The following is a 25,787-nucleotide window of genomic DNA, read 5'->3' as shown; positions in this document are numbered from 1 at the left end:
GATAACCAACTTATGTCACTTCTGTCGGGGTCTGGCTCGCAGGTGCATCCGCTCCCCCTGCGGCCCGAACAGGGTGAGCACCTCGGCCGTCCCGGCGGCGGCGCCGAACCAGTGCGGCAGGTGGGTGTCGAACTCGGCGGCCTCCCCCGGCTCCAGGACCAGGTCGCGGCCGGCGAGGTGCAGCCGCAGCCGCCCGTTCAGGACGTACAGCCACTCGTAGCCCTCGTGGGTGCGCGGCTCGGGGTCGGGCACCCGCTCCGGGACGATCATCTTGAACGCCTGCAGCCCGCCCGGCCGCCTGGTCAGCGGCAGCACGATCAGGTCGCCCATCTTCTGCGGGCGCGGCCTGATCCGCGGGTCGCCGACGGACGGGGCGCCGACCAGTTCGTCCAGCGGGACCCCGTGGGCCTGCGCGAGCGGCAGCAGCAGCTCCAGGCTCGGCCGCCGCTTGCCCGACTCCAGCCGCGACAGCGTGCTCACCGAGATGCCGGTGGCCTCGGCGAGCGCGGCCAGCGTGATCTCGCGTTCCTGCCGGAGCCGCCTGAGCCTGGGCCCGACTTCGGCGAGGACGTCCTCGGTCGTCTCCATGGCTCTATTGCAGGATCGGCAAACAAGTTTGTCAATCTGACGGGTCGTCGCGCATCCTCGCGGCATGGCTGACAACAGCGAACGAGACGTACTGATCATCGGGGGCGGGCCGGCCGGGCTGAGCGCCGCGCTCGTCCTGTCCCGGGCCCGCCGCGGCGTCACCGTGGTGGACGCCGGCGAGCCCCGCAACGCGACGGCCGAGCACATGCAGGGGTTCCTCACGCGGGACGGCATGCCGCCCGCCCTGCTGCTGGAGACCGGCCGCACCGAGGTGCGCGGCTACGGCGGCGAGATCGTCTCCGGAACGGTCGAGCACGCCGCCGGCGACGTCGCCGCGGGCTTCACCGTCACCCTCGCCGACGGGAGCACCCTGCGCGGGCGCCGGCTGCTGGTCACCACCGGGGTGACCGACGTCCTGCCGGACATTCCGGGCCTCCAGGACCGCTGGGGCCGCGAGGTGCAGATGTGCCCGTACTGCCACGGCTGGGAGGTCCGCGACCAGCGGATCGTCGTGCCGGCCACATCGCCGAACTCCGTCCACCAGGCGTCGCTGCTGCGGCAGTGGTCGCCGGACGTGACGTTCCTCGCGGCGAAGGCCCCCGCCGGCGACGACGCGGCCCGCCTGGACGCGCGCGGCGTCCGCGTCGTGGAAGGCGAGGCGCGGCGCCTCGTCGTCGAGAACGACCGCGTCACCGGGTTCGAGCTGGCGGACGGCTCCGTCCTCCCCTGCGACGCCGTCTTCGTGGCTCCGACATGGGTCGCCAAGGACGGCCCGCTGACCGACCTCGGCTGCGAGTTCGGCGACGACGGCTTCGTGAAGGTGGACGAGACCGGACGGACCAGCGTCCCCGGCGTGTGGGCGGCGGGCAACGTCGCCTTCCCCGCCGGCCAGGTCATCATGGCGGCCTCGGCCGGCTCCATGGCCGCCGCGATGGTCAACGCCGACCTCATCGAGGCCGACGTGCGGGACAAGCTCGCCGCCGCCCAGAGCCCCCGTTGATCTGCGGCATGTTGTTGTTATCACCGGCCGGAAAACAGCAACATGCCGCAGCTCAACGTCGGGTGGGAGGGTGGGGCGATGGATGAGCGGGAGTGGGGCGCGGGGCGGGCGGCGCTGAACGGCGCCCGAGCGCGGCTCGGCGAGGTCGCGAGCGGGCTCTACCCGGGCGTGCCGCGCGTCGCGGGGACGCCGCTGCTCTGCCGAGACGACTGGATTCCCGGCATGCCGGTCCCGCTGGGCGACATCCGGCTGGAATGGGACGACCGGCCGGCCCCGCCCGCCGTCGCCGATCCGCCGGACGGGCTGCCCGGCGGGTACCGGACATATGCCGAGGCCATGGCCGCGCTCGCGCCGCCGAAGGTCTTCGAGGACCGTCCGTCCTACCGGCTCCTCGAAGCCCGGCCGCCCGCCCTGCGCCTCGGGCCCGCGCGCTACTTCGACGGCGTGAACGTCGGCGAGTCCGTCGCGCACGAGCTGGCGGCCGGGACGGACGGACTGCCGCTGCGCACCCGCATCGGCGACCCGTGCGACCTCGCCCGCCGGCCCGCCCTGTGCGCGGTCACGACGGTGACCGTGACGACGTCCGGCCTGTACGTCCTGCACTGGCGCGACCCGGCGAAGGTCGCGCATGCCGGCGGGCTCCACCAGGTGATGCCGGTCGGGGTCTTCCAGCCGCTCCGCGATGAAGCACCCGACCTGTGGCAGTGCATGGTGCGCGAGTACGCCGAGGAGTTCCTCGGGACGGACGAGGACTACGGCGACGGCTTCGTCCAGGAGGAATGGGCCTTCCACCGGGCGATGACCGCCGCCCGCGCGGAAGGCCGCCTGCGGGCGCACTTCCTCGGGCTCGGCGTCGACCCGCTGACGTTCGCGCTCGATCTGCTCACGGCCGTCGTCATCGACGACGACCTGTTCGGCGACCTCTTCGGCGGCCTGGTCGCCGTCAACGAGGAGGGCACGGTGTCGATGGCGCCGTTCGACGGGACCGTCCCGCGGCCGATGCAGCCGGCCGGCGCCGCCGCGGCGGCGCTCGCCTGGCGGCACCGGGAGGCGCTCGGCCTCACTCGCGGCTGAGCGCCTTCAGCTCGTCCAGCGCGTCCACGAGGTGGTCCACGAGCTCGGACGGGTCGGGGACGAGGTCGCGGCACGCGACGATGCCGACGTGCACCTTCCCGTTGTAGGAGAAGACGGTGATGTTCAGGCCGCCGCTCACGTCCGTCACGACGGAGATCGGGTAGTAGGCGAGCACCTTCGCCCCGCACAGGTACAGCGGGATCTGCGGGCCGGGGACGTTCGAGATCATCAGGTTGACCGGGCGCAGCGACAGCGCCGGCGCGGCCCGCAGCGCGAGCCGGGTGGCGGCGGCGGCGAGCGGCGCGGGCAGCAGGCCGCTCATGTCCCGCACCCAGGCGCCCGACGAGCGGGTGAAGCGGCGCTTCGCGAGGTCCATGTCGGCGCGGACGGCGGTGTACCGCTCGGCCGGGTCCGGGACGTGCGTGGCCAGCGGCGCCGTCATGATCGAGAGCTGGTTGCCCGGCTCGGCCACCGCCCCGCCGCGCCGCAGCGACACGGGGACGGCCGCGACCAGCGGGCGGTCCGGCAGGTCGCCGCGCTTGTCGAGCCACTGCCGCAGCGCCGTCGCGCACAGCGCCATGACGACGTCGTTCACGCTGCCGCCGAGGCCCCGCCTGATCTCCTTGATCTCGGCGAGCGGCAGTTCCCCGCAGGCGACCGAGCGGCGGCGCCCGATCGGCCGGTTGAACGGGGTCGGCGGGGCGCTCACCCGGGGCGCCCGCGGCGTGGGCGGCCGGTTCAGCGCGCCCTGCACGGCCGACGACACGAGCCCCACCCCGGGGATGGACGAGAGGCCGGGCACCTCGTCCAGGTAGGGGGCGGTGCGCACCATCGACACGGCCGACAGGACGGGATGCAGCGCCGCCCGCAGCAGCCCGGTGCCGACCATGTCGAGCACGCCGGGGGCATGGGCGGGCGGGGCCTCGTCGGCCGGGACGTCGCGGGACTCGGGGGTCAGGTCGAGCAGCGCGGCGAGCGTCTCGGCGGCCATCACGCCGTCGACGGCGGCGTGGTGCACCTTCACGTAGACGGCGGTCAGCCCGCCTTGGAGGCCCTGGATCAGGACCAGCTCCCAGAGCGGCCGGGTGCGGTCGAGCGGCTGCTCGTGCAGCATCCCGACGATGTCGGCGAGCTGCCGTTCGGTGCCGGGCGCGGGGAGCCCGATCTCGGTGATGTGCCGTTCGGGCGCGAAGTCCGGATCGTCCTCCCAGTAGGGGTTGTCCAGGCCGAGCGGCACCTGGACGAGCCGCCGCCGCAGCGGGCGGGCCGCGAGGTGCGCGCGGTCGCGGATCAGCTCGGCGACGAGCGGGACGGTGAGCCGGCCGCCGGGGCACGACCCGGCGTCGACGATGCCCAGCCCGGCGATATGGGCATGGGTGGTGTCGGTCTCGGCGTGGAGGAAGGTGGCGTCCACGGTGGTCAGCTGGCTCATGCTCTCGTCCCGTCCGCTCGTCCTTTGTCGCCTGCCCTGCCTCTCTAGGAGGTATGCGCTCGGCGGCGCCAGGTCAACGCGGGCCGGAAGGAAGCAACAGGGATTTAACGGGGTGTTTCACCCAGTTCATGCGACGTTTTGGGGGGCGGCTGGACAAGATTTTCACCGGCCCCGGCCGCTGCCGGACAAAACACTTCACAAAGGGGCGGCCGAGCGAAACTCGGCGGTTACCGGCGAGCGGGGTGATCACCGGACTAGGGTGGTGCGCCATGACCGCACGACCACTCGCGGAGATCGTCGAAGCGGGGTGGGCCACCGCGCTGCAGCCGGTCGCCGGGACGATCGCCGCCGCGGGCGACTGGCTGCGCGCCGAGGTCGCCGCCGGCCGCCGCTACCTGCCCGCCGGGAACCACATCCTGCGCGCGTTCACCCAGCCGTTCGACGACGTCCGCGTCCTCATCGTCGGCCAGGACCCCTACCCGACGCCGGGGCACCCGGTCGGCCTCAGCTTCTCCGTCGCCCCCGACGTCCGGCCGCTGCCCGCGAGCCTCATCAACATCTTCCGCGAGTACTGCAGCGACCTCGGCCACCCCGAGCCGTCCAACGGCGACCTCACCCCGTGGACGGAACAGGGCGTCTGCCTGCTCAACAGGTCGCTGACCGTCATGCCCGGCAACTCCGGCTCGCACCGGGGCAAGGGCTGGGAAGAGGTGACCGAGCAGGCCATCCGCGCCCTCGCCGCACGCGGCCGCCCCCTCGTCGCCATCCTGTGGGGACGGGACGCCCGCAACCTCAAGCCGATGCTCGGCGGCGTCCCCTGCATCGAGTCCCCGCACCCGAGCCCCTACTCGGCCGACCGCGGCTTCTTCGGCTCCCGCCCGTTCTCCCGGGCCAACCAGCTCCTCGAACAGCAGGGCGCGAGCCCGGTCGACTGGAAGCTCCCCTAGCCCCCGGGGGCGACCCCCTGGAACCCCCGTCAGCGACGCAGTGGGCTGAGGTCTACTCTTCGGGGAGGTGGCGCAGGAGGGTGGCGAACTCGCCGGTGCCCTCCGTGGGGGCGTCGGCGGGGAGCGGGGTCAGCCGGCGCTCGCCGTGGCTCCAGTAGACGCCGGGCGCGCACGGGTCGTCGGCGAGGTCGTACATCTCGCGCGTCACGTCCGCGAACACCGGCAGCACGTCCCGGACGGCCGTGGACATGATCGGATACAGCAGCAGCGTGCTGTGGCACGGGACGCCGACCAGGGCGCCGTGCTCGTTCGGCCACGGAAGGAACTGGTCGACCTCGCTGAGCAGCGCCGACACGTACCGGCTGCCGGGCTTGTTCACCACGCGGACGTCACGTCCCGGCAGGAGCGGCTGGTCGTGGACGGAGACGTCCGCCAGCTCCCGGTCGTGGGTGTTCGTCATCACATAGCCGAGCTTGTGCAGGCCGAGGAGCCCCGCACGGGCCTTGGTGAGCGGTCCGCCGTACCGCGGATGCTCGATCATCACCATCGCGTCGAAGTGGTCGCCGGCGGGGACGACGACGAGGCCCTCCCGGTCGTGGGGCGCGAGCTTGGGCACGATGCGCAGCCGCAGCAGTTCCCGGACGTCGCCGAACAGCTCCATCTCACCGATCGCGAGGAACGCGCGGTCGCCGACCTCGCGGACCCACTCGTCCACCACCTGGGGCCATACTGAGCGCGGCTCGCGGGCGCACCGCTCCAGCACCGTCCAGCTGGAGGCGCGCGCCTCGGACCGGCCGACGGGCAGCACCACCTCGGACGTGCCCGGGTCGAACCAGGCGCTGGGCGCCAGGGCGGGCAGCACGTCGCGGATGAGCGCGTGCACGTCCGCCGCCGCGTCCAACGGTTCCATCAAAGCTCATCCTCCCTCAGCCGTCGGCGGATCACGTCACTATCCAACCTTCTCAGAGTTCGGGCCCGTTGTGTGATCCATCGCGATCCCCGCCGCACACTCGCTGATCATGAGCGGCTCAAGTACGGTGCCTACATGCGCGAACTCGTGTACCCACCGGTGATCAAGACGGCCGTCGGTGTGTTCAAGGCCCTGAACATCAAGTTCCGTCTGGAGGGGACCGACCACATCCCCAGTACCGGCGGAGCGGTGCTCGTCAGCAACCACGTGAGCTACCTCGACTTCATCTTCGCCGGCCTCGCCGCCCACCCCGGCAAGCGGCTGGTGCGGTTCATGGCGAAGAAGGAGATCTTCGACAACCGGATCGCCGGGCCGCTCATGCGCGGGATGCACCACATCCCGGTCGACCGGAACGCGGGCGCCTCGTCCTACGCCGCCGCGCTGAAGGCGCTGAAGAGCGGCGAGATCGTCGGGGTGTTCGCGGAGGCGACGATCAGCCGGTCGTTCACGGTGAAGGGCATCAAGAGCGGCGCGGTGCGGATGGCGGTCGCGGCCAAGGTGCCGCTGGTCCCGGTCGCGCTCTGGGGCCCGCAGCGGATGTGGACGAAGGGCCGCAAGCGGCGGCTGCTGCAGCGCAACGTCCCGGTGACGATCCTCGTCGGCGAGCCGATGTACCCCAAGCGCGGCGACGACTACGAGGCCGTCACCCAGGAACTCCGCGCGCGCATGGCGGAGCTCCTGGAGAAGGCGCAGCGCGAGTACCCCGACGTCCCGCGCTCGGACGAGACCTGGTGGCAGCCCGCCTACCTCGGCGGCACGGCGCCGACCCCCGAAGAGGCGGAGAAGCTCGACCTGGAGGAGGCCGAGGCCCGCAAGGCGGCCCGCGAGGCGGCCCGCGAGGCCAGGGAGTCCGGCGGCGCGTAATTCGCTGGACGCCGCCCGGCGCACCGCGTGATCATTCTTGGCATGACCATGTCGCAGGAGAGGCCGCAGGAGGTTCTGCATCTGATCGAGCCCCTGGAGAACATCACCGACCCCGGGGCCGAAGCAGCGCTGCCCGTGGTCTTCAACCTGTCCGACAACAACTCGCCCGCCGACGTGATGGACGTCCTGTCGCTGCGCCCGTTCGCGTCCGGCGAGCAGCCCTGGTCGCGGTCGACGCGGCTGGAGCACGTCAAGGCCGACGCGCCGCTGCGCCCGGACGGCGCCCGCCTCGTGCGGGTCGCGCACGAGAAGGGCAAGGAGTCGGTGCTCGCCGAGGGCGACGGCTGGACGCTGCTGACGAACCGCTGGAAGAGCGGCGTCGCCTACCTCGCGGTGTCCGCCGTCACCGACGAGCTGGCCGAGGCGATCCTCGAAGCGTCGGTGCGGGACGCGACCGAGCCGCCGAAGACCGACGAGACCAGCGTCGAGATGGGCTTCTGGCACATGGGGTCGCACGGCCCCGTCCGCAGCGAGCGCGCGATCACGGCCGACTCCTGGGACGACATCCGGCGCAACTACACCGCGCCGGTCGCCGCGGCGCTCGACGAGGTGATGGGTCTCACCCGCGACGAGGTCGCGGGCCGGCTGCTGCTCCTGCACGGCCCGCCCGGCACCGGCAAGACCACCGCGCTGCGCGCCCTCGCCCGCGCCTGGAACGGCTGGTGCCAGGCCGACTGCGTCCTCGACCCGGAGTCCCTGTTCGGCACGCCCAGCTACCTCATGGAGGTGGCGGTCGGCGACGACGAGGACGAGAACCGCCGCTGGCGGCTGCTGATCCTGGAGGACTGCGACGAGCTGATCCGCGGCGAGGCCAAGCAGTCGACGGGCCAGGGCCTGTCCCGCCTGCTCAACCTCACCGACGGGATGCTCGGCCAGGGCCGGGACGTCCTCGTGGCCATCACCACCAACGAGGACCTCGCCACGCTGCACCCGGCCGTCGTCCGCCCCGGCCGCTGCCTGGCCCAGATCGAGGTGGGCCGCCTCAGCCGCGCCGAGGCGCTGACCTGGCTGGACGGCACCGGCGTCGCACCCGCGGAGATCACCCCCGACGGCGCCACCCTCGCCGAGCTGGCCGCCCTCCGCAAGGGCGAGAAGCGTCCCGAGAACCAGGCCGCGCCGACCGCGGCGACCGGCTTCTACCTCTGAGCGGCGCCCGGCCGCGCGCATGCGGGCGGCCGGGTCAGGTCGCCTTCGCCACGGCCTGGGCTATGTCGGCCCAGAGGTCGTCGGGGTGCTCCAGACCGACCGAGAGGCGGACGAGGCCCTCGGCTATGCCCGCGGCGGCCAGGGACGCGGCGTCCATCTGCCGGTGGGACGTGCTCGCCGGGTGCATCACCAGGGTGGCGATGTTGCCCAGGGACGGGCCGAGGGAGATCAGCTCGACCGCCTCGGAGAAGACCCGGCCCGCGTCCCGGCCGCCGGCCAGCTCGAAGGCGAGGACGCCGCCGGCGCCGTCCGGGAGGAGGCGGCGGGCGACCTCGTGCTGCGGGTGATCCGGCAGGCCCGGGTAGTGGACGCGGGTGACGGACGGGTGCCCGGCGAGGCGGCGGGCCAGGTCGAGGGCCGAGGCGCTCTGCCGGGCCACGCGCATCGGCATCGTGGCGAGGCCGCGCACGGTCAGCCAGGCGGCGAACGCGTCGGCGCTGCAGCCGAGGTCGAGGGCGTGGTGCCAGACGCGGTGGTGGACGTCCGGGTCGGCGAAGACGGCGACGCCGCCGATGACGTCCCCGTGCCCGCTGAGATACTTGGTCGTCGAGTGGACGACGATGTCGACGCCGTGCTCGATGGGCTTGCAGAGGAGCGGCGCGAAGGTGTTGTCGACGACGGTCAGCACGTCCCTGCCGCGGACGGCGGCGGTGAGGGCGGGCAGGTCCGTGACGTGGGTCGTCGGGTTGGCGACCGTCTCCAGGTAGAGGATGCGGGTGGTGGGGCGCAGGGCGTCGCGCACCTCGGCCGGGTCGTCGCCCGCGATGAAGGTGACGTCGACCCCCCAGCGGTCGGCGAGGTCGTTGAGGAGCGCGTAGGTGCCGCCGTAGAGGGCGGTCTGCGCGATGACGTGGTCGCCGCCGCGGAGGAGGCCCATCAGCACCGCGTTGATGGCGCCCATGCCGGACGCGGTGGCGAGCGCCCCGGCGCCGCCTTCGAGTTCGGTGACGGCCCGCTCCAGCGAGCGGACGGTCGGGTTGCCCATGCGGGCGTAGAAGAACGCCTCGTCGGGGCCGGAGAAGGCGGCGGCCAGGTCGTCGGCGGCGTCGAAGGCGAACAGGTGCCCCTGGTAGATCGGGACGGCCATCGGCCGGCTGCCCTCGGGAACGATCACCGGCGGGTGGACGGCGCGGGTCTGCGGGTGGTGTCCGGTCATGTCTCCAGCCTGCGGCGCGATGCCGGGACCCGGAACGGCCAATTGCGACCAGTGGCCCGGACCACGCCCCCCGTGTCGTGCTTCGCGGCGCCGGACCACCGGCCCGGCCGGGGGGCGCCCGCGCCCCTGGCCGGTACGGTACCCGTCGCCGGCCTGCCCACCCCGCGAGGGCCGGCCGGCGATCGGGATCGTCCCGGACAAAGGTGCCGTTTTCGGCGTCCCTCGGCCGGAGTCCTGAGCATGACCCGGCTGACCCCCTCCGCGCCATCCGGGAGATCACCGCCAAATCCGGCCGCGCGTCCAGGTGCGGGGAGTACGTACTTACGGGTCAGCCCCGGTCCCGGCGGGCGAACGGCCGCCTGCGGCCGCGCCGGTGACCGTGGAGATCACTTACGCGGCGGCGCACCCGGTTCGCCGCGGTGCGAACCCCGGCTCCTTGACGTAAAGATTAGGCTTGCCTAACTTAGGTGTACCTAATCACCAAGGAGAGTGATGAACAACCCTCGTCCGAAAGTGCGGTTGTCGCGGGCCCTCGGGATCCCGCTGACGCCGAAGAGCGTGAAGTACTTCGAGGCGCGCCCCTACCCGCCAGGCATGCACGGGCGCGCCCGCAAGCAGGAGACCGACTACAAGGTCCGGCTGCGGGAGAAGCAGCGGCTGCGGGCCCAGTACAACATCCGCGAGGCGCAGCTCCGCAACGCCTTCGCCAAGGCCGCCAAGGCCGGCGTCAAGACCGGCGACGCGCTCCTCGCCGACCTGGAATGCCGGCTGGACGCGCTGGTCCTGCGCGCGGGGTTCGCCCGCACCATCTACCAGGCGCGGCAGTTCGTCGTGCACCGGCACGTCCTCGTGAACGGCCGCCGCGTCGACCGCCCGTCCTACCGGCTGCGGCCCGGCGACGTCATCACGATCGCCGAGCGCAGCCACCGCATGGACGCCTTCCAGATCGCCGCCGCCGGCGGGCACGCGGAGAACGTCCCGCCCTATCTGGACGTCCGGCACGACGCCCTCGCCGCGCGGCTCACCAGGCTCCCCGAACGCACGGAGATCCCCGTCATCTGCGACGAGCAGCTGGTCGTCGAGCACTACTCGCGCTAGCCGTACTGCCCAGGCAGGTCGCCGAGCTCCTCACGGGACGCGGCGCGGTCGGCCGCCCCGCCTGCCCTCCTCCCGCTCGCGGCGGGCATGACGTGCGGGCGCCCCGCACGCTTCCGTGCGGGGCGCGGCCGGTCGTCAGTTCTTCGGCTTCTCGCTCGTCGCCGGCTTCGGCGACGTCGACGCGCCGCCGCTCGGGACGCCCGGCAGCCCGCCCTGCTGCTGGTTCTTGTTCTGGTCGTTGACGCCGGACGGGTACTGCTGGGTGATCTTCCAGGCACCGTCGATCTTGCTCAGCGACAGCCGCAGCAGCGTCGCCGGCTGGTTGATCGCGCCGTCCTTGGTCTTCAGCGCCATGTCCATCATGAGCACCGCCGTGGCGAACCTGCCGTTGACGCTGCCGACGAACACCTGGTTGGTCTTGGAGGTCAGCGCCACCTGGGAGTCGGCCTGGAAGGCGCCGGCCAGGGTGGGCACCGTGTTCTTCTTGTAGTCCTCCTGCATGTCGCCGGCCATCAGCTTCAGAGCCTTGCCGGTCTGCGTCTCGTAGTTCGTCGCGTTGTAGTTGTAGGCGATGTCGCCGTAGGCGGAGACGACCTTGCCGATGGCCTCGCGCTCGTTCTGCTCGGACGACAGGGAGCTCGCGCTCGTCCACTTCCAGACCGCAAGGCTCGCCAGCAGCGCGACGAGCACCACGAACACCACCGTCGGAACGAGGGGCAGCCCGAACAGGCCCGGCCGTGACCCCGCCGGGGCGCCGCCTGAGCGGCCCGGCGCCTCCTCGGCCTCCTCCGGAGGTTCGAGGCGGGTCGGGCGGGCCTTCGGAGCGGCCTTCGGCGCGGCCTTCGCAACCGGCTTGGCGGCGGACTTGGCCGGACGGGCCGGGGGCGCCTCCGCGACCTCCTCCTCGACCGCCGCGGCGTCGTCGTCCCCGGCGTCGAGGGCCTCAAGCACCTCGTCCAGGTCCTCGTCGTCGATGACCTCGATGACCCGCACGCGGCGCTTGCGCTTGGCGGCGGGGCGCGCCGGCGTCGCCTCGGCCTCCCCGGCCTCCGCCTGGGTCTCCGCCTGCTCCTCGGCCGGGACCGCCTCGACCTCGTCGACCTGGTCCTTGCCGGTCTTGGCTGTCACTTCGGTAGCTCCTCGGGGGTTGAGTCAGTCCTTGCGCCGGCGCGGCCGGCTCAGTCCTCCTTGCGCCGGCGCAGCCGGCCGAGGCGCGACACCACGGGCACCGAGCCCATCAGGACCCTGATCAGCACCAGCAGGGCGATGACCGGGGGAACGTACACTAGCCAAACCGGCGGCCCGCCAGAAGAGTCGTCGCCGTTGTTCGCGGCGTTCCTGGCCTGCACCTGCCGGTCGAGCGCCGGATCGTGCGTCGGGATCGTCTCGCCCGGGTTCTCGGCCTTGTAGGGCTTCTGCTTGGTCACCGCCGGCATCCGCCCGCCGGGGCAGGTCGGGACCTTGTTCACCTTCGGCTGCGGCAGCGGGTACTTGTACTCCAGCGTCGCCGGCGTGTTCAAGGTGACCTGGAAGACGACGTTCAGGACGGGCTTGCCCTGGTCGATCCCGATCACGTTGTCGAGGACCGTCTTCAGCTGCGGAGCCCGCGCCAGCGTCTTGTTCAGGTCCCTCAGGTAGCCGGGGTTGTACTTCCCGACGCCCCAGTTGCCGAGCTTGTCGACGGTGCACCCGAAGTCGGACTCGGTCTGGTCGAGCAGGCCGTTGACCGTGGCGAGCAGGTCGGGGCCCCGGTCGCGCAGCTCGGCGATCTGGCCGCGGACCTGGCTGAGCGCCGCGGTCAGCGCGGCGAGGTTGTCGATGCCGGCGCCGAGCGACCCGCGGTTCCGGTTGAGCACGTAGGTGATCCGGCCAAGGTCCTTGGTCAGCCCGTCGAGGAGCTCGGTGTTCTCCGCGAACGTCTTGGTCAGGTCGTCGCCGCCGTTGATGATCTGCCGGAGCGAGTCCTCGCGTCCCGACCAGCCCGCGGCCAGCTCGTGCGTGAGCACCTTGGCGTCGTCGGGGTTGATCGCCTTCAGCGAGTCGATGACCGCGCCGAACAGGTCGCCGTACTTGGGCGGGACCGAGGTCTGCGACACCGGGATGACGGCGCCGGGCTTCATCGGCGGCGCGTCCGCCTGCCCGGCACCCGGGGTCAGCTCGACGACCGGCTCGCCGACCGCGGACTTGCGGGCCGCGGCGGCGGTGACACCCTTCGGGATCTTCACGTCCCGTTCGATGTCCAGCCGGACGATGACCTTGTCCTTCTTCAGCTTCACCGAGTCGATCTTGCCGATCCGCAGCCCGAGGTAGTCGACCTCGAAGTTCGGGTGCAGGCCGGGCGAGGACTCGAACTCCACCGTGATGTGGTACGGCCGGTCGATGAAGTCGAACCGGACGACGTTGTTGAACGCCCACACCACCATGACCGCGGCGAGGACGCCGAAGGCCACCAGGTTGATCGTCAGCCGCCTGGTCATCAACGCCCTCCCAGGATCTTCTCAAGGTCCGGCAGTGCGTCGTCGAGCTGCTTCGGAATCTTGGTCGAGGCGGTCTTCTTCGGCTTCTCGCTGAGCCCGGGGAAGATCGGTCGCCCGTCCGGCCAGGTGATGCGGAGGATCGGGTAGAGCAGCAGCTGGCCGTCGTAGCTGGCCAGCGGGATCTTGTACGAGAAGGCCACGATGCCGTCCACCACCGCGGTGAGCCGCTTGCGGTTGCTGCCGAGCTGCTGCAGGACGGGGTCGAGGTCGTTCAGCAGCTGCCGGAACCGGCGGATGCGTCCCTCCAGGACCTTGTCGTTCAGCTCGTGCGCCATCCGGGTGAGCCGGTCGACGGTCTTGATGATCTTCTCTTTGTCGTCGTTCAGCATCCGGGTGGTGCGTTCGAGCTGCCCGGGGGCCTCGCTCAGCGCGTCGCCGCCCTTGGCCAGCGACCGGCCCAGCTTCGCGAACCGGTCGACGGACTCGCCCAGCTCGACGCGCTGCGCGGCGAACAGCTTCACCAGGTCGCTCGCCTGGGCGATCGTCTTGTTGAGCTTCTGCCCGTTGCCGTCCAGCGCGGTGGCGCCGGCGTCGACGACGGTCGCCACGTCGTCGCCCGCGAGCGCCTGGATCAGCGGCCCGGCCTGCCCGACGACCTCCTCGAACGCGGGCTGGACGCTGGTGTCGGTGATCGCGGCGCCGGAGGCGAGGAAGGGACCGCGGTCCATGCTCGCGCCGGGCGGCAGCCGCAGGTCGACGTAGTTCTCACCGAGCAGCGACGTCACCTTGATCTCGGCCCTGGTGCCCTTAGGGATCTTGACGTCGTCCTCGATGGACAGCGTCGCCTTCGCCTTGTAGCCGACCAGCTCGACCTTGGTGACGGTGCCGATCGTGATGTCGGACATCTGCACGCTGTGCCCGGCGACGAGGCCCTGCGCGTCGTCGAACGTGGCGGTCAGCGTGAGGTCGCCCTTCGGCGCGCCCGCCGTCTTGTAGGAGCAACCCGAGACCGCGAGGACCGCGGCCACGATGACGAGGAGGAATCTCCTGCCCATCAGTTGCCTCCGTCCCAGGGGCAGTTGGAGTTCGGCTTCGGAAGCGGGCAGCCGACTTCGTCGGTGTTCATCAGGCCCTTCAGCCACGTCCGCAGGAACGCGTCCGTCGCGAACCGGATCTGCAGCGACTTGTTCTTCGGGTTGTAGCCGCCGATGAGGGCGTCACCGATGCCGGGAAGCACGTGCAGCAGCTGCGCGACCTCCTTGGCGTTGCCCTTGAGGACCAGCGCGGCCCTGGTGAGGACCGCCAGGTCGTAGGGCAGGTTGCCCTTGTACTTCTGGATCAGCTTGTCGCCGTTCTTCGCCAGTTCGAGGATGCCGCTGATCAGCTGCTGCAGTTCGCCGCGCTCGGAGCTGAGCACCCGGCTCGCCTCGCCGAAGTCCCGGATCATCGAGCCGAGGACCTGCTCGCGTCCGCGCACCACCCCGGCGAGCCGGTCGAGGTTCCGCGCGACCTCGATCAGTTCCTGGTCCTGCCCGGCGACGTTCTCGATGAGGCGGGCGCTCTGTTCGAGGGTGGCGTTGAACTCCTTGCCGTTGCCCCTCACCGTGTCGGCCGCGGTGCCGAGCGCGGACTGCATCTTGGTCGGATCGAGCGCGTTCGCGAGGTTGGTGAAGGAGCTGAGCGCGTCGTCCACCTCGACCGGCACGTGGGTGCGCTCGATCGGGATGACGTCCGCGGTCTCCTTCGGCTCCCCCGGCTTCCACGCCGGATGCAGGACCAGGTTCCGCTCGCCGATCAGGTTCAGCGGGACGATCGACGCCTGCACCCCCTGCGGCAGCGGAACGTCGCCGCGCAGGTGGAACGTGACCTTGACCTTGTCGCCCTGATTCTCGACCTTGTCGACGAGGCCCACGTCGGCGCCCATCACCTTGACCTTCGACTCCGGGTAGAAGGAGCGGGCCTTCGGCACGTAGACGACCATCGTGCGCTCGCTCGCGGACGGAGCCAGCGAGCAGCCGCCCAGCGACGCCGTCAGGGCCAGGCCCAGGGCGATGGCGATTCCCTTCACACGGGCCTTGCCTGGGGGTGTGGTGGGTCGTCCCCCCACGATGACGCGCCCCATCAGTTGCCTCCCTGGCCGCGCCGGGTGGAGATCGGGCCGGGCGGCTGCAGCGGGCCGAGCCCGGTGAGCACGCCCTCGATCCAGGGGCCGTTGCCCTTGAGGTTGGCGACCTGCTGGAACGTGGGCCCGAGCAGCGAGAAGTTGGTGTTCAGCGCGTCCATGTTGGGCGCGAGCCGGGTGGTCAGCAGGTGCAGGTTGCTCAGCAGCGTGTCGAGCTGCCGCTGGTTCTTGGAGATCACGTTGGACAGCGTCTGGACGGTGCGGTTGCCCTGCCCGATCGTCGCGGCCAGCTCGTTGCGGCGCCGCACCAGCGTCTGCAGCAGCACCTGGCTGGAGTTGATGATCTCGCGGAGCTGATCGTCCTTGCTCGCGAGCGTGCCGGTGATCGTCTTGCTGCTCTCGATCAGCCGCTGGATCTGCGGGTAGGAGTCGTTGAGCATCCGCGACAGGTCCTGGATGTTGACCAGGATCCGGTTCAGCTTCTGCGCGCCCGGCGACTTGATCTTGTTGATCTCGGTGAGGAGCTTGTCGATGCTCTTCTCGTCGAGCCGGCCGACGATGTTCTGCGCGCCCTCCAGCGCCTCCGGGACGGTGAAGGGGACGCTGGTGCGCGCCAGCGGGATCCGCCGCCTCGACTCCGGGACGTCCGCCAGGTACGGCTTGGACACCGGGCCGGAGAGCCGCAGGTACCGGCCGCCGAGCAGCGTCGTCGTCTGGATCTCCGCCCGGGTCTTCGGCCCGAGGTCGATCCCGGCGTTCACGTGCCAGGTGACGATGATCCTGCCGTGCTCGAAGTCGGGTTCCACCGAGGTGACGCGGCCCGACTTCACGCCGGCGACCCGCACGTCCTGGCCCTTCTTCAGCCCGGCGGCATCGCTGAACTCGCCGCTCATCGTGTAGCCGCGGTCGAACAGGTGCAGCTGGCCGACGGCGAACGCGAACACGCAGGTGGCGCCGAGCGCGGTCAGCGTGACGATCGCGACGATCTTGTGGTTGACGTCGCGCAGGGACTTCAGCGCCATCAGCCGCCACCTCCCTGCAGCATCTTCCTCAGCTTGACGAGGTCGTTCTTGGACGGCCCGTCGGTGCCCGGCGCCCTCGGCAGCTCCATCGGGAACGGGCACGGCCCCTGCATCACGTTCAGGCACAGCGCGTTCGTGCGCAGGAAGTGGCCGCCGTTCGCGGAGGCGAAGAGCTGGCGCAGCGTCAGCGGAAGCTGCTGCACCATCTTCTCCAGCTGGGCGACGTTCAGCCGGAACGTCTCGGCGAACTTGCCCAGGTTGCCGACGATGCGGGCGAGCTGCGCGTCGTTGCCGCCGAGCACCTGGTTGAGGTTGGTGGTGACGCCGCCGATCTCGACGATCGCGTTCTCCAGCAGCCTGCGGTTGTTCGCGAAGACCTTGGTGAGCGACTCCAGGTTGTCGACGCTCGCCGCGATCTGCTTGTCGCGGGTGGCGATCGCGCCGGTCACCGTCTCGTAGTCGTCGATCATCCCCACGATCGTCTTCTTGCGGGCCGCGAACGTCTGCAGCAGCGCGTCCAGGTTGTCGGTCAGCATCGAGATGTTCTGCTCGTTGCCGTCCAGCGCCAGGGAGAAGGCGGTGAGGATCTTGTTGAGCTGGTCCGGGTCCAGGTTGCGGGTCAGCGGGCCGAGCGCGTTCACGACCTCGCCGAGGTCCACGACCGACCGGGTGTGCGGGACGCGGTCGCCGTTGCCCAGCTTGGTCTGGCTCGTCCCCGGCTCCAGGTAGACGACCCGCTGCCCCATCACGTTGCGCCAGCGGATCGCGGCGGTGGAGTCGGAGGGGAGCCTGACGTCCTTGTCGACCGCCATCTTCACGACGGCTTTGCCGCGCACCACCTCGATGTCGTCGACCTGGCCGACGGGCGTGCCGGCGACCTTCACGTCGTCGCCTTCCAGCAGGCCGGTGACGTCGTCGAAGGTGGCGCTCAGCCGGTAGCGGTCGCTGAAGCTGGTGCCGAGGATCTGCTGGCCGATGTAGAAGGTGAGCAGCCCCGTCAACGCCACGAACGCCAGCGTCTTCAGCACCGTGGAGTACTCGGGTCCGCGCGCCGTCTTGCGGCGCATCCGCGGGCTCACGGCCGCCCCCCGGTCTTGCCCTGCTTCGGAAGCCGCAGTTCGAAGGCCGTCTTCGCCGGCGGCTTCGTGCAGGCGTCGACGAAGATCTGGCAGATGTCCAGCGGGAGGTCGTCGCGCGCCTGGGCGATCACGGTCCCCTCCGGGCCGGGGATGCGGATGATCTGCGCCAGCAGGTTGAAGAACCCGTTCAGGCTGTCCAGCAGCACCGGGATGTTGCGGCGCTGGTTGTCGAACACCGCCACCAGGTCGCCGCCGCCGTCGACGATGTTCCCGAGGTTGCGGCCGTGCTGCTGCAGGTTCCGGCCGAGCGTGTCGCCGAGCCGGCTCGACTCGTCCAGCAGCTGCGAGACCTTGTCGGGACGCTCGTTGATCGCCTGCGAGAGCCGGTTGAAGTCGCCGGTGAACCCGGCGAGGGTGTCGCCGCGGGACGCGAACGTCCCCGACAGCCCGTTGATGTCGTTCAGCAGCGCGTTGATCGCCGCGCGGTCCTTGTGCGTCGCGTCGACGACGATCGCGCCGTTGTCGATCGTGCGGCGCAGCGCCTGCCCCTGCCCGGACAGCCCCGAGCCGAACGTGTGCAGGATGGTCGCCACGTCGTCGGGGTTGATCGCCTTGGTCAGGTTGTAGGCGGGCCAGGCGGTGTCGGACAGCTCCTCGGGGTCGTTCGTCTTCGCGATCGTCCCGCCGTCCTTCAGGTACGGGCCGCTCAGCTCGTGCGCGCCGAGGTCGAGGCTGATGTCCTTCGGGCCGAACACCGAGACCGGCTCGACCGTCGCGGCCGCCGTGTCGGCGACCTTGACGCCCTTGTCGACCCGGATCCGGACCTTCACGCGGCCCTGGTGGTCGAGTTCGAGGTCGTCGACGGTGCCGACGGAGATGCCGCGGACCTTCACCTCCGACTTGCCCGGGTCGAGACCCTGCCCGGCGCGGCCGAACGTCGCGTCGAAGTACGTGGAGCCCGAGTGGTCCGGCGTGGAGCCGATCGCGACGAACGCCGCCGCGGCCGCGATGACGCCGGCGCCGACCAGCCCGAAGATCGTCCGGGAGCGCTGGGAGAGTGTCTCTTCGCTCATCCGGTCAGCTTCACTGTGCTGCCGTGTCCCCAGAAGATGTAGGACAGGACCAGGTTCATGAGGATCATCAGGATGGTCGACTCCCGGATCGCGCGTCCGGCGGCGACACCGACGCCCACCGGGCCGCCCGCCGCGTAGTAGCCGCGGTAGCAGTGGATGAACATGATGATGAAGGCGAACACCGCGACCTTGATGACGCTGTAGAACACGTCGATCGGCGGCAGGTACAGGTGAAAGTAGTAGTCGTAGATGCCGGGCGAAAGACCGAAGTACTGGATCGTGATGAACCTGGTGGCGAAGAACGCCATGAACAGCGACACGAGGTACAGCGGCACGAGCGCGATGACGCCGGCGGCGACCCGGGTGCACACCAGGTAGGCCAGCGAGTTGATGCCCATGACCTCCAGCGCGTCGATCTCCTCGGAGATCCGCATCGCGCCGATCTCGGCGGTGAACCCGGTGCCGACCTGCGCGACCAGCGCCACCCCGGCGATGATCGGGGTGACCTCGCGGACGTTGGAGTAGCTCGCGACCAGGCCGGTGAACGCCTCGGCGCCGATGCGCTCCAGCCCGGGGTAGCCCTGCAGCCCGACCATCGCGCCGGTGGCGAGCGACATCGTCGCGATCACGAAGATCATGCCGCCGCCGATGACGAGCGCGCCCACGCCGACGGTGATGTCGCTGACCTGCTTGGCCAGCGTCTTGCCGTACTTGCGCTTCAGGATGATGTCGAAGAACAGGTGGTAGAGGACCCGGCCGAGGAAGATCGGCAGGTTGGCGGAGGCGGCGAGGCCGGCGGTCCGGCCCCGGAAGGCCCGGCCCATTCTGCGTACGGGGGATATGGCGACCATCAGAACCTCGGGGGGAAGAGAACCTGGTAGATCATGGTGAGGATGTAGTTCGTCGCGAACACCACGATCGAGGTGACGACCACGGCCTTGTTCACCGCGCGGCCGACGCCGACGGGTCCGTAGTCGCAGTTCATCCCCATGTAGCAGGCGACGGCGGCGGCGATGAAGCCGAACACCCACGCCTTGAACAGGGTGATGATCAGGTCCGAGAACTGGAGCAGGGTCGTCGAGCCGTCGAAGAACGCGCCCGGGCTGACGCCCTGCTGGATGACGTTGAAGTAGTAGCCGCCGAGCACGCCCGCCAGGATCACCACCGAGCACAGCAGCCCGGACACCATGCTCGCCGCCCACAGCCTGGGGGTGACCAGGCGGTGGATCGGGTTGATGCCCATGACCTCCATGGCCGCGAGTTCGTCGCGGATGTTGCGGGCGCCCATGTCGGCGGTGATGGCGGACCCGCCCACGCCGGACACCAGCAGCGCGGCCGCCAGCGGCGCCACCTGCTGGATCATCGCGGCGGTGAGCAGCGCGCCGGTGCCCGACTGGGCGCCGAGCTGCCGGGCGATGTCGCCCACCTGCAGCGAGATCGTCGCACCGAGCGGCACCGCGATGAGCATGACCGGGATGCTCGTGACGCGGGCCAGGAACCAGCACTGCTCGATGAACTCGCCCCACCACTGGCGCAGGTCCCAGGAGCGGCGCAGCCCTTCGAGCAGGGTCACGCACAGCAGCCCGGTCTCGTCGAGCGCCCGCCCGACGCGTCTGCGTGCCAGATCGGGGGCCTTGGTCAGGCTCAAGGCCATCAGCCGGTGACCTCCCCCAGGGGGGCGGGGTGAAGGTACATACCAGCCTCCTTCGTTCTCGGACGTCGGCGCCCATCCGATACTCCGGATTCCACCGGCCCACAGGCGGCGCCCACGTCCTTGCCTTCGTTGCGCGCGCCACCGGGGTCTCAGCAGAGACCGGGATCACCCGGAAACCCAAGCAAGCACTCGGGCACCGTCTGTGATCTGTGGCACTCTATTGGAAGAAGGTCTAAGAAGCGAGTACTTACATCTGGATTTGTCCGAAGCTACGATCGGCGCACGATGATCGAGGCCGGGCAGGAGATGGCGGACGACATGGACGGCGGCGCGGACCCGCTGGTCATGGGCGTCCGCGACCGCTGGGACGTGCAGGGCCTGGAGGGCGAGCCGTGGCCGTTCATGGCGATCTGCTCGGTGGGCCGGCTCAACCAGCTGCTCAAGAAGGCGCTCGACGCCGAGCTGCAGCGGCTGGGCCTCAGCCGGACCGGATACTTCCTGCTCACCACGCTCGCCCTCACCCCGCGCGGCAACGCGCGGCTGAGCACGCTCGGCCGGTTCCTGATGATGCACCCGACGACGGTGAAACTGACCGTCGACCAGCTGGAGGCCGCCGGGTTCGTCGGCCGCGCCCGGCATCCCCGCGACCGGCGCGCCACGCTCGTCGAGATCACCGCCGCCGGGCGGACGAGGGTCAACGAGGTCGGCGTGGCGCTGGAGGCGCCCGGCGGCGCCTTCGCCGCGTTCGGCGGCATGCACCGGGAGTTGTTCGAGGCGCTGCAGCCGGCGCGCCTCGCGGCCGGCGACGTGGAGCCCGTGGAACGCGGCATCGGCGGACACGGCATCGGTGAACACGGCATCGGTGGACGCGGCCTCGGTGAACACGGTACTGACGGGGCAGAGGCGGGACGGCGGTGAACCGCGTAGCATGCGGGCCCCGTACCTTCACTCCGACGACATAGCACCCGGGCGATAAGGCAGTCTTCTCCTATGCCACAGAGTCACGGCACTCGCAGACGTCCCGACGGCGGCGGCCGGCGCGCCCGTCCCGAACGGGTCCCCGCGCCGCGCGAGGCGGCCGAGGCGCGCGGCTCGTCCGGCCCGGGCGGCCGCTACGACCGGTACGACCGCTACGACGACGAGCCGCCGGTCCTCCCGCCGGAGAAGAAGCGCCGGGTGCGGCGGGTGCTCACCAGCAACGTGACCATCACCGCCGCCGCGATCGCCGTGCTCGGCTCGGCCGTCGTGCTGGTCGACCTCGACCGGTTCACCGGCGACGACACCAAGCCGCCGCAGGCCGCCGCGGCGGGCCTGTCGACCAACGACATGCTCGCCAAGCTGACGTCGGCGTCCGACATGGACAAGGTCGCGGCCGACGCGGTCGCCCACGCCAAGGAGCGCGCCTACAAGGAGCACCAGCGCGAGCTGAAGCGGCTCAAGGCGAAGGCCAAGCGGGACGCGGCGGCGCGGGCGAAGCTGAAGGCCGAGCAGGAGCGCGAGCGGCTCGCCAAGTCGAACCCGAGCTCCGCGCAGAACAAGGCGTTCGGCAAGAAGATGAACGCCCTCAAGGGCTGGGGACGCTGCTGGCCGTCCCTGCTGACGCTGTGGAACCACGAGAGCGGCTGGAACGAGCGGGCCGAGAACCCGTCCAGCGGCGCCTACGGCATCCCGCAGGCGCTGCCCGGCTCGAAGCTCGCCAGCGCGGGCCCCGATTGGCGCACGAGCTCCCCCACCCAGATCGCGTGGGGCCTCGGCTACATCAAGGCCCGCTACAAGGACCCGTGCGGCGCCTGGTCCTGGTGGCAGGCCCACAACTGGTATTAGGACGCTTCCCGCCCGCGGGTCCGCGACCTGGCACCATGGAGGGATGCGGACGAGCAGGACGCGCCAGGGGAACGACACCGCCAACGGCGACGGGCACGCGGGCGGCGGGCGGCAGTGGGCCCGCGCCGACGCCACCCGGCAGGCGCTGCTGAGCGCGGCGCAGCAGGTCTTCGCCGACCGCGGCTACGCCGACGCGGGCATCGCCGAGATCGTCGAGCGGTCCGGGATCAGCGTCGGCAGCCTCTACCACCACTACGGCGGCAAGGCCGGGCTGTACGTCGCGCTGTGGGAGGAGCTGACCGCCGAGCAGGAGGCGAGCGCCGCGCAGGCCGTGTCCGCCGCCCGCAAGGAGGGCGAGTCCGACCCGATCGCGCTGTTCACCGACGGCGCCCGCGCCTACCTGCGGGTGTGCTGGGAGCGCCGGGAGGCGGCCCGGCTGTTCCTCGGCGGCGAGGGGCCGTCCGGGTCGTCGCTGATGCGCCGCAGCCGCGCCCAGCACTGGATCGCGCAGAACACCAAGCTGCTGCGCGGCCCCGGGCCCGGCGAGCCGGCGGGACGTCCCGAGCAGGTGCTGAGCCTCGTGCTCACCACGGTCATCGGCGAGGCCGGGCGGGAGATCGCCACGGCCGAGAACGAGGCCGAGGCCGGGGAGATCATCGACGAGGTGTGCCGGATCCTGATCCGTCTCGCCCGCTGACCCGCGGCGGTTCGACGTCCCAGCGCAGGATCCCCGCCAGCGCCACGACCGACTCCGGGTCCTCCCACCAGGGCTTGAGCGGGCGGGACGCGGCGGACGCGGCCGGCGCCGGTTCCAGTGCGCGTGTTTCCCGTGCGGGTGTTTCCGGCTCGAGCGCGGGCTTCGGACGGACGGGGCCGGCCGGAACGAGCCGCACCCGGGCCCGTTCGCGCGCCCGCCCGGGACGGACGCGGAGGGCCAGCCGCAGCCTGAGGAGCAGCAGCGCCACCGACGACGCCATCGCGGCCAGCACACCGGCCTGGAGGGCGCTCAGGTCCTCGACGGCCAGGCTGTCGTCGGGGAGCGTGCGCAGGCCCGCGACCGGCACGGGCGCGATGCGCTCCGGCGCGACCTCCGGGGAGCTGATCGGCGGCAGCGCGACCTGCGGCCCCGGGATCGCCGGGACGGAGTTCACCGGCGGCGCGGCGCCCGGCAGGCTCCCGGGGACCGCCGGAAGCGCGGCGGGCGGCACGGCGCCACCGGGCACCGGGGAAGCCGGTGCACTGGAGGGCGCTCCCGGCGCGGCGCTCGGCCGCGCCGGCGCCGGAGCAGTGGGCCGCGGCGCCGGCGTCTCCGTCGGTACGGGCGCCGGAGTGGGGGTCGGCGTGGGTGTGGGGGTCGGCGTGTGAGTCGGGGTCGGCTCCGGTGCCGGCGTCGTCGGCGGCGCCGTGGGCGTCTCGGTCGGCGTGGGCTCCGCCGTGGGCGCGAGGGTGGGTGCGGGCTCGGCGATCACGGGCGCCGCACCGGAGACGGCGATCGCCGCCGCCGCGCCGACGCCCACCAGGAACGCCCCGCCCGCCGACCGTGAGCGCACCGGCCCCACCTCCAACACGTCGAGAGCCGCTGAGACGGATGCAAGCACGCACGGGATCCCGGCTCAAGGCCGCGCGGAAAGCCTGACGCCGGTTGCGCATCCGCGTACCCCGCCGGCCGGCCGGGTTGTCAACGAGTGCGCATCCGGCGGAGCCCCGGCGTCCGGCGGGGGCCCGGGTGACGTTTTGGGTCACACGGGACGCCGCAGACCGTTATCCTGACCTTCTGGTTACCGGTTCCTGACGGGAAGTCGAAGGAGTCCATGCCGACGTCGACCTGGTTCCGCCTCAACGTCGCCAAGCGCGAACGGGTGCTCGAGGTGGCGATGCGCGAGTTCGGGGAGCACGGATACTCGACCGGCAGCCTGAACACCATCGCCCGCGAGGCCGGCATCGCCAAGGGCTCGCTGTTCCAGTACTTCAGCGACAAGCTGGAGTTCTTCGCGTTCGTGTGCGACGAGGCGTCGCGCCGTGTCCGCGAGGAGATGGAGCGCCGCATCGAGCGGATCGAGTTCGACCAGTCCTTCGACGAGTGGCTGTTCGACGTCCTGTGCGACTGGACCGAGTACATGGCCGACCACCCGCTGGAGCGCGGGGTCACCGCGGCGACGAACTTCGAGCTCGACAACAGCGTCCGGTCCGTGGTCCGCGACACCGCGAACCAGCACTACCTGCAGGTCATCCACCCGACGCTGGAACTGTGGAAGGCGGAGGGCGCCATCCGGGAGGACGCCGACCTCGCCGTCCTCGCCACGTGGCTGATGACCCTCCTGCCGTTCCTGGCGCTGGCCCCGTACTACGACGGCCTCGACCCGGTCCACGACCTGCGGGGCCGCACCCCGGTCGAGCAGCGCCCGGTGATCCGGCAGCTCGTCGCGGGCTTCCGCCCCATGTTCGCGCCCGAGAAGTAGCGGCGCCGTCCTCCAGGTCCGCGACCAGCACGTCCATGGAGCGGGCGGCGTAGCGTCCGGGACGGCGCGCGCACGCCGTCCCGGACGGTTTCCGGCTCAGCGGGTGAGGAGGTACTCGTCCGGGTCGGCCTTGCGGGAGCCCGCCCAGAACTCGAAGGTGTGCCCCGGCCACAGGGTGCGGTTGACGCCGGCGTCGTCGAGGTACCAGCTGCTGCAGCCGCCCTCGTTCCAGACGGCGCGGCGCAGCCGCTTCTGCATGCGGTCGTTGAAGCGGCGCGCGGCCTCCGGCTTCGGCTCGATCGCGTCGGCGCCGGCGTCCTGGAGGAGGCGCAGGCAGCCCAGCACGTGCTGGATCTGCACCTCGATCATGAAGACGACGGAGGTGTGGCCGAGGCCGGTGTTCGGGCCGAGCAGCATGAAGAAGTTCGGCATGCCGGGGATCGTGGTGCCCCGATGGGCCTCGATGCCGTCCGCCCAGATCTCCTGGAGCTTGGTGCCGTCGCGGCCGGTGACGCGCAGGTCGGTGAGGGCGTCGGTCACCTTGAAGCCGGTGCCGTAGACGATGCAGTCGACCTCGTACTCGCGCCCGTCCGCGGTGACGATCGAGTTCTCGCGGACCTCGGCGACCTCGGACGTCTCCAGGTGCACGTTGGGACGGGTGAGCGCCGGATAGTAGTCGTTGGACAGCAGGATCCGCTTGCAGCCGATCGTGTAGTCGGGCGTCACCTTCGCGCGCAGTTCGGGGTCGGCGATCTGCTTGCCGATGTGCCGGCGGGCGATCTTCTCCTGCGGGGTCGACAGCCGCGGGTCGATGGTGAAGCCGACGGCGCGGGCCTCCAGTGCCCAGTAGATGCCGTTGCGGAAGGCGCGGGCGGCGCCCGGGACCTTCTCGAACGCCTTGCGCACCGGGGCGGGGATCCGCACGTCGGGCTTGGGCTGGATCCACGGCGCGGTCCGCTGGAAGACGACGAGGTCGGCGGCCTTCTTCGCGAGCTGAGGGACGAACTGGATCGCGGACGCGCCCGTCCCGATGACGGCGACGCGCTTGCCGGTGACGTCGTAGGAGTGGTCCCACTCGGCGGAGTGGAACGCGGTGCCCTGGAACCGCTCCATGCCCGGCAGGTCCGGGAAGGACGGCACGTGCAGGGCGCCGATGCCGGACACGACGGCCTTCGGGGTGAGGACCGTCCCGTCCGCGAGCGTCACGTTCCAGCGCCTCGCGTCGTCGTCGTACTCCATGGAGTCGACGCGCGCGCCGAAGCGGATGTGGTCGCGCACCCGGTACTTGTCGGCGGTGCGCTCCATGTAGGAGCGGATCTCGGGCTGCGGCGCGAACATCCGCGTCCAGCCGGGGTTCAGCTCGAACGAGAAGGAGTACATGTGGGAGGGGACGTCGCAGGCGCAGCCGGGATAGGTGTTGTCGTGCCACGTCCCGCCGAGCGCCTCGCTCTTCTCCAGCATGACGAAGTCGTGGAAGCCGTTCTGCTTGAGCCGTATCGCCATGCCGAGGCCGGCGAAGCCGGAGCCGATGATGACGATCGCCGGGGCACGCTCGCTCATAAACCATCCTCTCGCGTAACCTACTTCCGGTAAGTTACCCGGAGTAGGTTACTGACGGTAGGTCCAACAGAGAGGTTCCCCTGTGAGTGCCGCCACACCGCATCCTCCCTCTCGCCGGAAGC

The 25,787-nt window shown here is 71.2% G+C and carries 25 protein-coding genes; 10 read left to right on the top strand and 15 right to left on the bottom strand.

Translation table 11 applies throughout. The features are described 5' to 3' along the window. Positions 1 to 15: 15 nt before the first annotated feature. The gene (locus AL2_RS18220; RefSeq protein ID WP_067635076.1) at positions 16 to 588 is read right to left on the bottom strand and encodes a helix-turn-helix domain-containing protein; all 573 of its coding nucleotides are present in this window, start codon (positions 586 to 588) and stop codon (positions 16 to 18) included. 64 nt (positions 589 to 652) lie between these two features. Here AL2_RS18220 and AL2_RS18215 point away from each other — a divergent pair, with 64 nt between their 5' ends. Both AL2_RS18215 and AL2_RS18210 read left to right on the top strand, forming a co-directional pair. Further along, complete coding sequence (locus tag AL2_RS18215) at positions 653 to 1,588, top strand: NAD(P)/FAD-dependent oxidoreductase (RefSeq protein ID WP_067635075.1); 936 nt, start codon at positions 653 to 655, stop codon at positions 1,586 to 1,588. Positions 1,589 to 1,666: 78 nt separating this feature from the next. Beyond that, positions 1,667 to 2,662, top strand: coding sequence for a hypothetical protein (locus AL2_RS18210; protein ID WP_067635074.1), 996 nt, complete (start codon positions 1,667 to 1,669; stop codon positions 2,660 to 2,662). Here the strand turns inward: AL2_RS18210 and AL2_RS18205 are convergent. Continuing rightward, entirely contained in the window at positions 2,649 to 4,094 is a 1,446-nt protein-coding gene (locus AL2_RS18205; RefSeq protein WP_067635073.1) for a WS/DGAT/MGAT family O-acyltransferase, read from the bottom strand. The genes AL2_RS18210 and AL2_RS18205 overlap by 14 nt on opposite strands. Positions 4,095 to 4,363: 269 nt before the next feature. On the opposite strand from AL2_RS18205, the gene AL2_RS18200 reads away from it, so the two are divergent. Next, a complete protein-coding gene (locus AL2_RS18200; protein ID WP_067635072.1) occupies positions 4,364 to 5,041 on the top strand; it encodes a uracil-DNA glycosylase in 678 nt (225 codons plus the stop codon). Between the two features lie 52 nt (positions 5,042 to 5,093). On the opposite strand, the gene AL2_RS18195 is transcribed toward AL2_RS18200, so the two are convergent. After that, on the bottom strand, positions 5,094 to 5,951 hold the full coding sequence (locus tag AL2_RS18195; protein WP_067635071.1) for a hypothetical protein: 858 nt from the start codon (positions 5,949 to 5,951) through the stop codon (positions 5,094 to 5,096). 135 nt (positions 5,952 to 6,086) lie between these two features. On the opposite strand from AL2_RS18195, the gene AL2_RS18190 reads away from it, so the two are divergent. Beyond that, positions 6,087 to 6,875: a lysophospholipid acyltransferase family protein gene (locus tag AL2_RS18190; protein WP_067635070.1), complete on the top strand. Its 789-nt coding sequence runs from the start codon at positions 6,087 to 6,089 to the stop codon at positions 6,873 to 6,875. 42 nt (positions 6,876 to 6,917) lie between these two features. Continuing rightward, a complete protein-coding gene (locus tag AL2_RS18185; protein ID WP_312032899.1) occupies positions 6,918 to 8,081 on the top strand; it encodes a DUF5925 domain-containing protein in 1,164 nt (387 codons plus the stop codon). A 34-nt stretch (positions 8,082 to 8,115) separates the two neighbouring features. Here the strand turns inward: AL2_RS18185 and AL2_RS18180 are convergent, their stop codons facing one another. After that, a complete protein-coding gene (locus AL2_RS18180) occupies positions 8,116 to 9,297 on the bottom strand; it encodes a trans-sulfuration enzyme family protein (protein ID WP_067635069.1) in 1,182 nt (393 codons plus the stop codon). 492 nt (positions 9,298 to 9,789) lie between these two features. Here AL2_RS18180 and rpsD point away from each other — a divergent pair, with 492 nt between their 5' ends. Next, complete coding sequence (rpsD, locus tag AL2_RS18175) at positions 9,790 to 10,395, top strand: 30S ribosomal protein S4 (RefSeq protein WP_067635068.1); 606 nt, start codon at positions 9,790 to 9,792, stop codon at positions 10,393 to 10,395. Between the two features lie 135 nt (positions 10,396 to 10,530). On the opposite strand, the gene AL2_RS18170 is transcribed toward rpsD, so the two are convergent. From AL2_RS18170 to AL2_RS18130, 9 genes are read right to left on the bottom strand one after another with little or no spacing between them, the layout of a single operon-like run. Next, positions 10,531 to 11,523: a hypothetical protein gene (locus AL2_RS18170; protein WP_067635067.1), complete on the bottom strand. Its 993-nt coding sequence runs from the start codon at positions 11,521 to 11,523 to the stop codon at positions 10,531 to 10,533. Between the two features lie 50 nt (positions 11,524 to 11,573). After that, positions 11,574 to 12,872 carry an MCE family protein gene (locus AL2_RS18165; RefSeq protein ID WP_067635066.1) on the bottom strand — a complete coding sequence of 433 codons (1,299 nt, stop codon included), beginning with the start codon at positions 12,870 to 12,872 and terminating at the stop codon, positions 11,574 to 11,576. Further along, complete coding sequence (locus AL2_RS18160) at positions 12,872 to 13,927, bottom strand: MlaD family protein (RefSeq protein WP_067635065.1); 1,056 nt, start codon at positions 13,925 to 13,927, stop codon at positions 12,872 to 12,874. The genes AL2_RS18165 and AL2_RS18160 overlap by 1 nt, the downstream gene beginning before the upstream one ends. Beyond that, positions 13,927 to 14,994, bottom strand: a complete 1,068-nt coding sequence (locus AL2_RS18155) for an MCE family protein (protein WP_067635064.1) — start codon at positions 14,992 to 14,994, stop codon at positions 13,927 to 13,929. The genes AL2_RS18160 and AL2_RS18155 overlap by 1 nt, the downstream gene beginning before the upstream one ends. After that, the gene (locus tag AL2_RS18150) at positions 14,994 to 16,016 is read right to left on the bottom strand and encodes an MlaD family protein (RefSeq protein ID WP_067635063.1); all 1,023 of its coding nucleotides are present in this window, start codon (positions 16,014 to 16,016) and stop codon (positions 14,994 to 14,996) included. The genes AL2_RS18155 and AL2_RS18150 overlap by 1 nt, the downstream gene beginning before the upstream one ends. Continuing rightward, positions 16,016 to 17,095, bottom strand: a complete 1,080-nt coding sequence (locus tag AL2_RS18145; RefSeq protein WP_245666714.1) for an MCE family protein — start codon at positions 17,093 to 17,095, stop codon at positions 16,016 to 16,018. Before AL2_RS18145 ends, AL2_RS18150 begins: the two co-directional genes overlap by 1 nt. After that, positions 17,092 to 18,168 carry an MlaD family protein gene (locus tag AL2_RS18140; RefSeq protein WP_067635061.1) on the bottom strand — a complete coding sequence of 359 codons (1,077 nt, stop codon included), beginning with the start codon at positions 18,166 to 18,168 and terminating at the stop codon, positions 17,092 to 17,094. The genes AL2_RS18145 and AL2_RS18140 overlap by 4 nt, the downstream gene beginning before the upstream one ends. Beyond that, on the bottom strand, positions 18,165 to 18,992 hold the full coding sequence (locus tag AL2_RS18135; RefSeq protein WP_245666712.1) for an ABC transporter permease: 828 nt from the start codon (positions 18,990 to 18,992) through the stop codon (positions 18,165 to 18,167). Before AL2_RS18135 ends, AL2_RS18140 begins: the two co-directional genes overlap by 4 nt. A gap of 26 nt (positions 18,993 to 19,018) precedes the next feature. Further along, entirely contained in the window at positions 19,019 to 19,822 is an 804-nt protein-coding gene (locus AL2_RS18130; RefSeq protein ID WP_067635059.1) for an MlaE family ABC transporter permease, read from the bottom strand. 285 nt (positions 19,823 to 20,107) lie between these two features. Between AL2_RS18130 and AL2_RS18125 the strand changes: the two genes are divergently transcribed. From AL2_RS18125 to AL2_RS18115, 3 genes are all read left to right on the top strand, one after another. Next, positions 20,108 to 20,740 carry a MarR family winged helix-turn-helix transcriptional regulator gene (locus tag AL2_RS18125; protein WP_067635058.1) on the top strand — a complete coding sequence of 211 codons (633 nt, stop codon included), beginning with the start codon at positions 20,108 to 20,110 and terminating at the stop codon, positions 20,738 to 20,740. A gap of 72 nt (positions 20,741 to 20,812) precedes the next feature. Further along, positions 20,813 to 21,646, top strand: coding sequence for an aggregation-promoting factor C-terminal-like domain-containing protein (locus AL2_RS18120; protein WP_067635057.1), 834 nt, complete (start codon positions 20,813 to 20,815; stop codon positions 21,644 to 21,646). Between the two features lie 43 nt (positions 21,647 to 21,689). Next, positions 21,690 to 22,343 (top strand): TetR/AcrR family transcriptional regulator, encoded by a 654-nt coding sequence (locus AL2_RS18115; protein ID WP_083946645.1) that lies wholly within the window; start codon positions 21,690 to 21,692, stop codon positions 22,341 to 22,343. On the opposite strand, the gene AL2_RS36450 is transcribed toward AL2_RS18115, so the two are convergent. After that, entirely contained in the window at positions 22,300 to 23,196 is an 897-nt protein-coding gene (locus AL2_RS36450; protein WP_083946644.1) for a hypothetical protein, read from the bottom strand. The genes AL2_RS18115 and AL2_RS36450 overlap by 44 nt on opposite strands. 261 nt (positions 23,197 to 23,457) lie before the next feature. On the opposite strand from AL2_RS36450, the gene AL2_RS18100 reads away from it, so the two are divergent. Continuing rightward, on the top strand, positions 23,458 to 24,105 hold the full coding sequence (locus AL2_RS18100) for a TetR/AcrR family transcriptional regulator (protein ID WP_067635054.1): 648 nt from the start codon (positions 23,458 to 23,460) through the stop codon (positions 24,103 to 24,105). A 96-nt stretch (positions 24,106 to 24,201) separates the two neighbouring features. On the opposite strand, the gene AL2_RS18095 is transcribed toward AL2_RS18100, so the two are convergent. Beyond that, positions 24,202 to 25,665, bottom strand: coding sequence for a flavin-containing monooxygenase (locus AL2_RS18095; protein WP_067635053.1), 1,464 nt, complete (start codon positions 25,663 to 25,665; stop codon positions 24,202 to 24,204). Positions 25,666 to 25,787: the final 122 nt, after the last annotated feature.

Origin of the sequence: Actinomadura latina NBRC 106108 (assembly GCF_001552195.1) — a bacterium.
GTDB classification, from domain to species: Bacteria; Actinomycetota; Actinomycetes; order Streptosporangiales; family Streptosporangiaceae; genus Spirillospora; species Spirillospora latina.
Note: the sequence above shows the minus strand (reverse complement) of the source record. Positions and strands in the feature narration are given on the sequence as shown.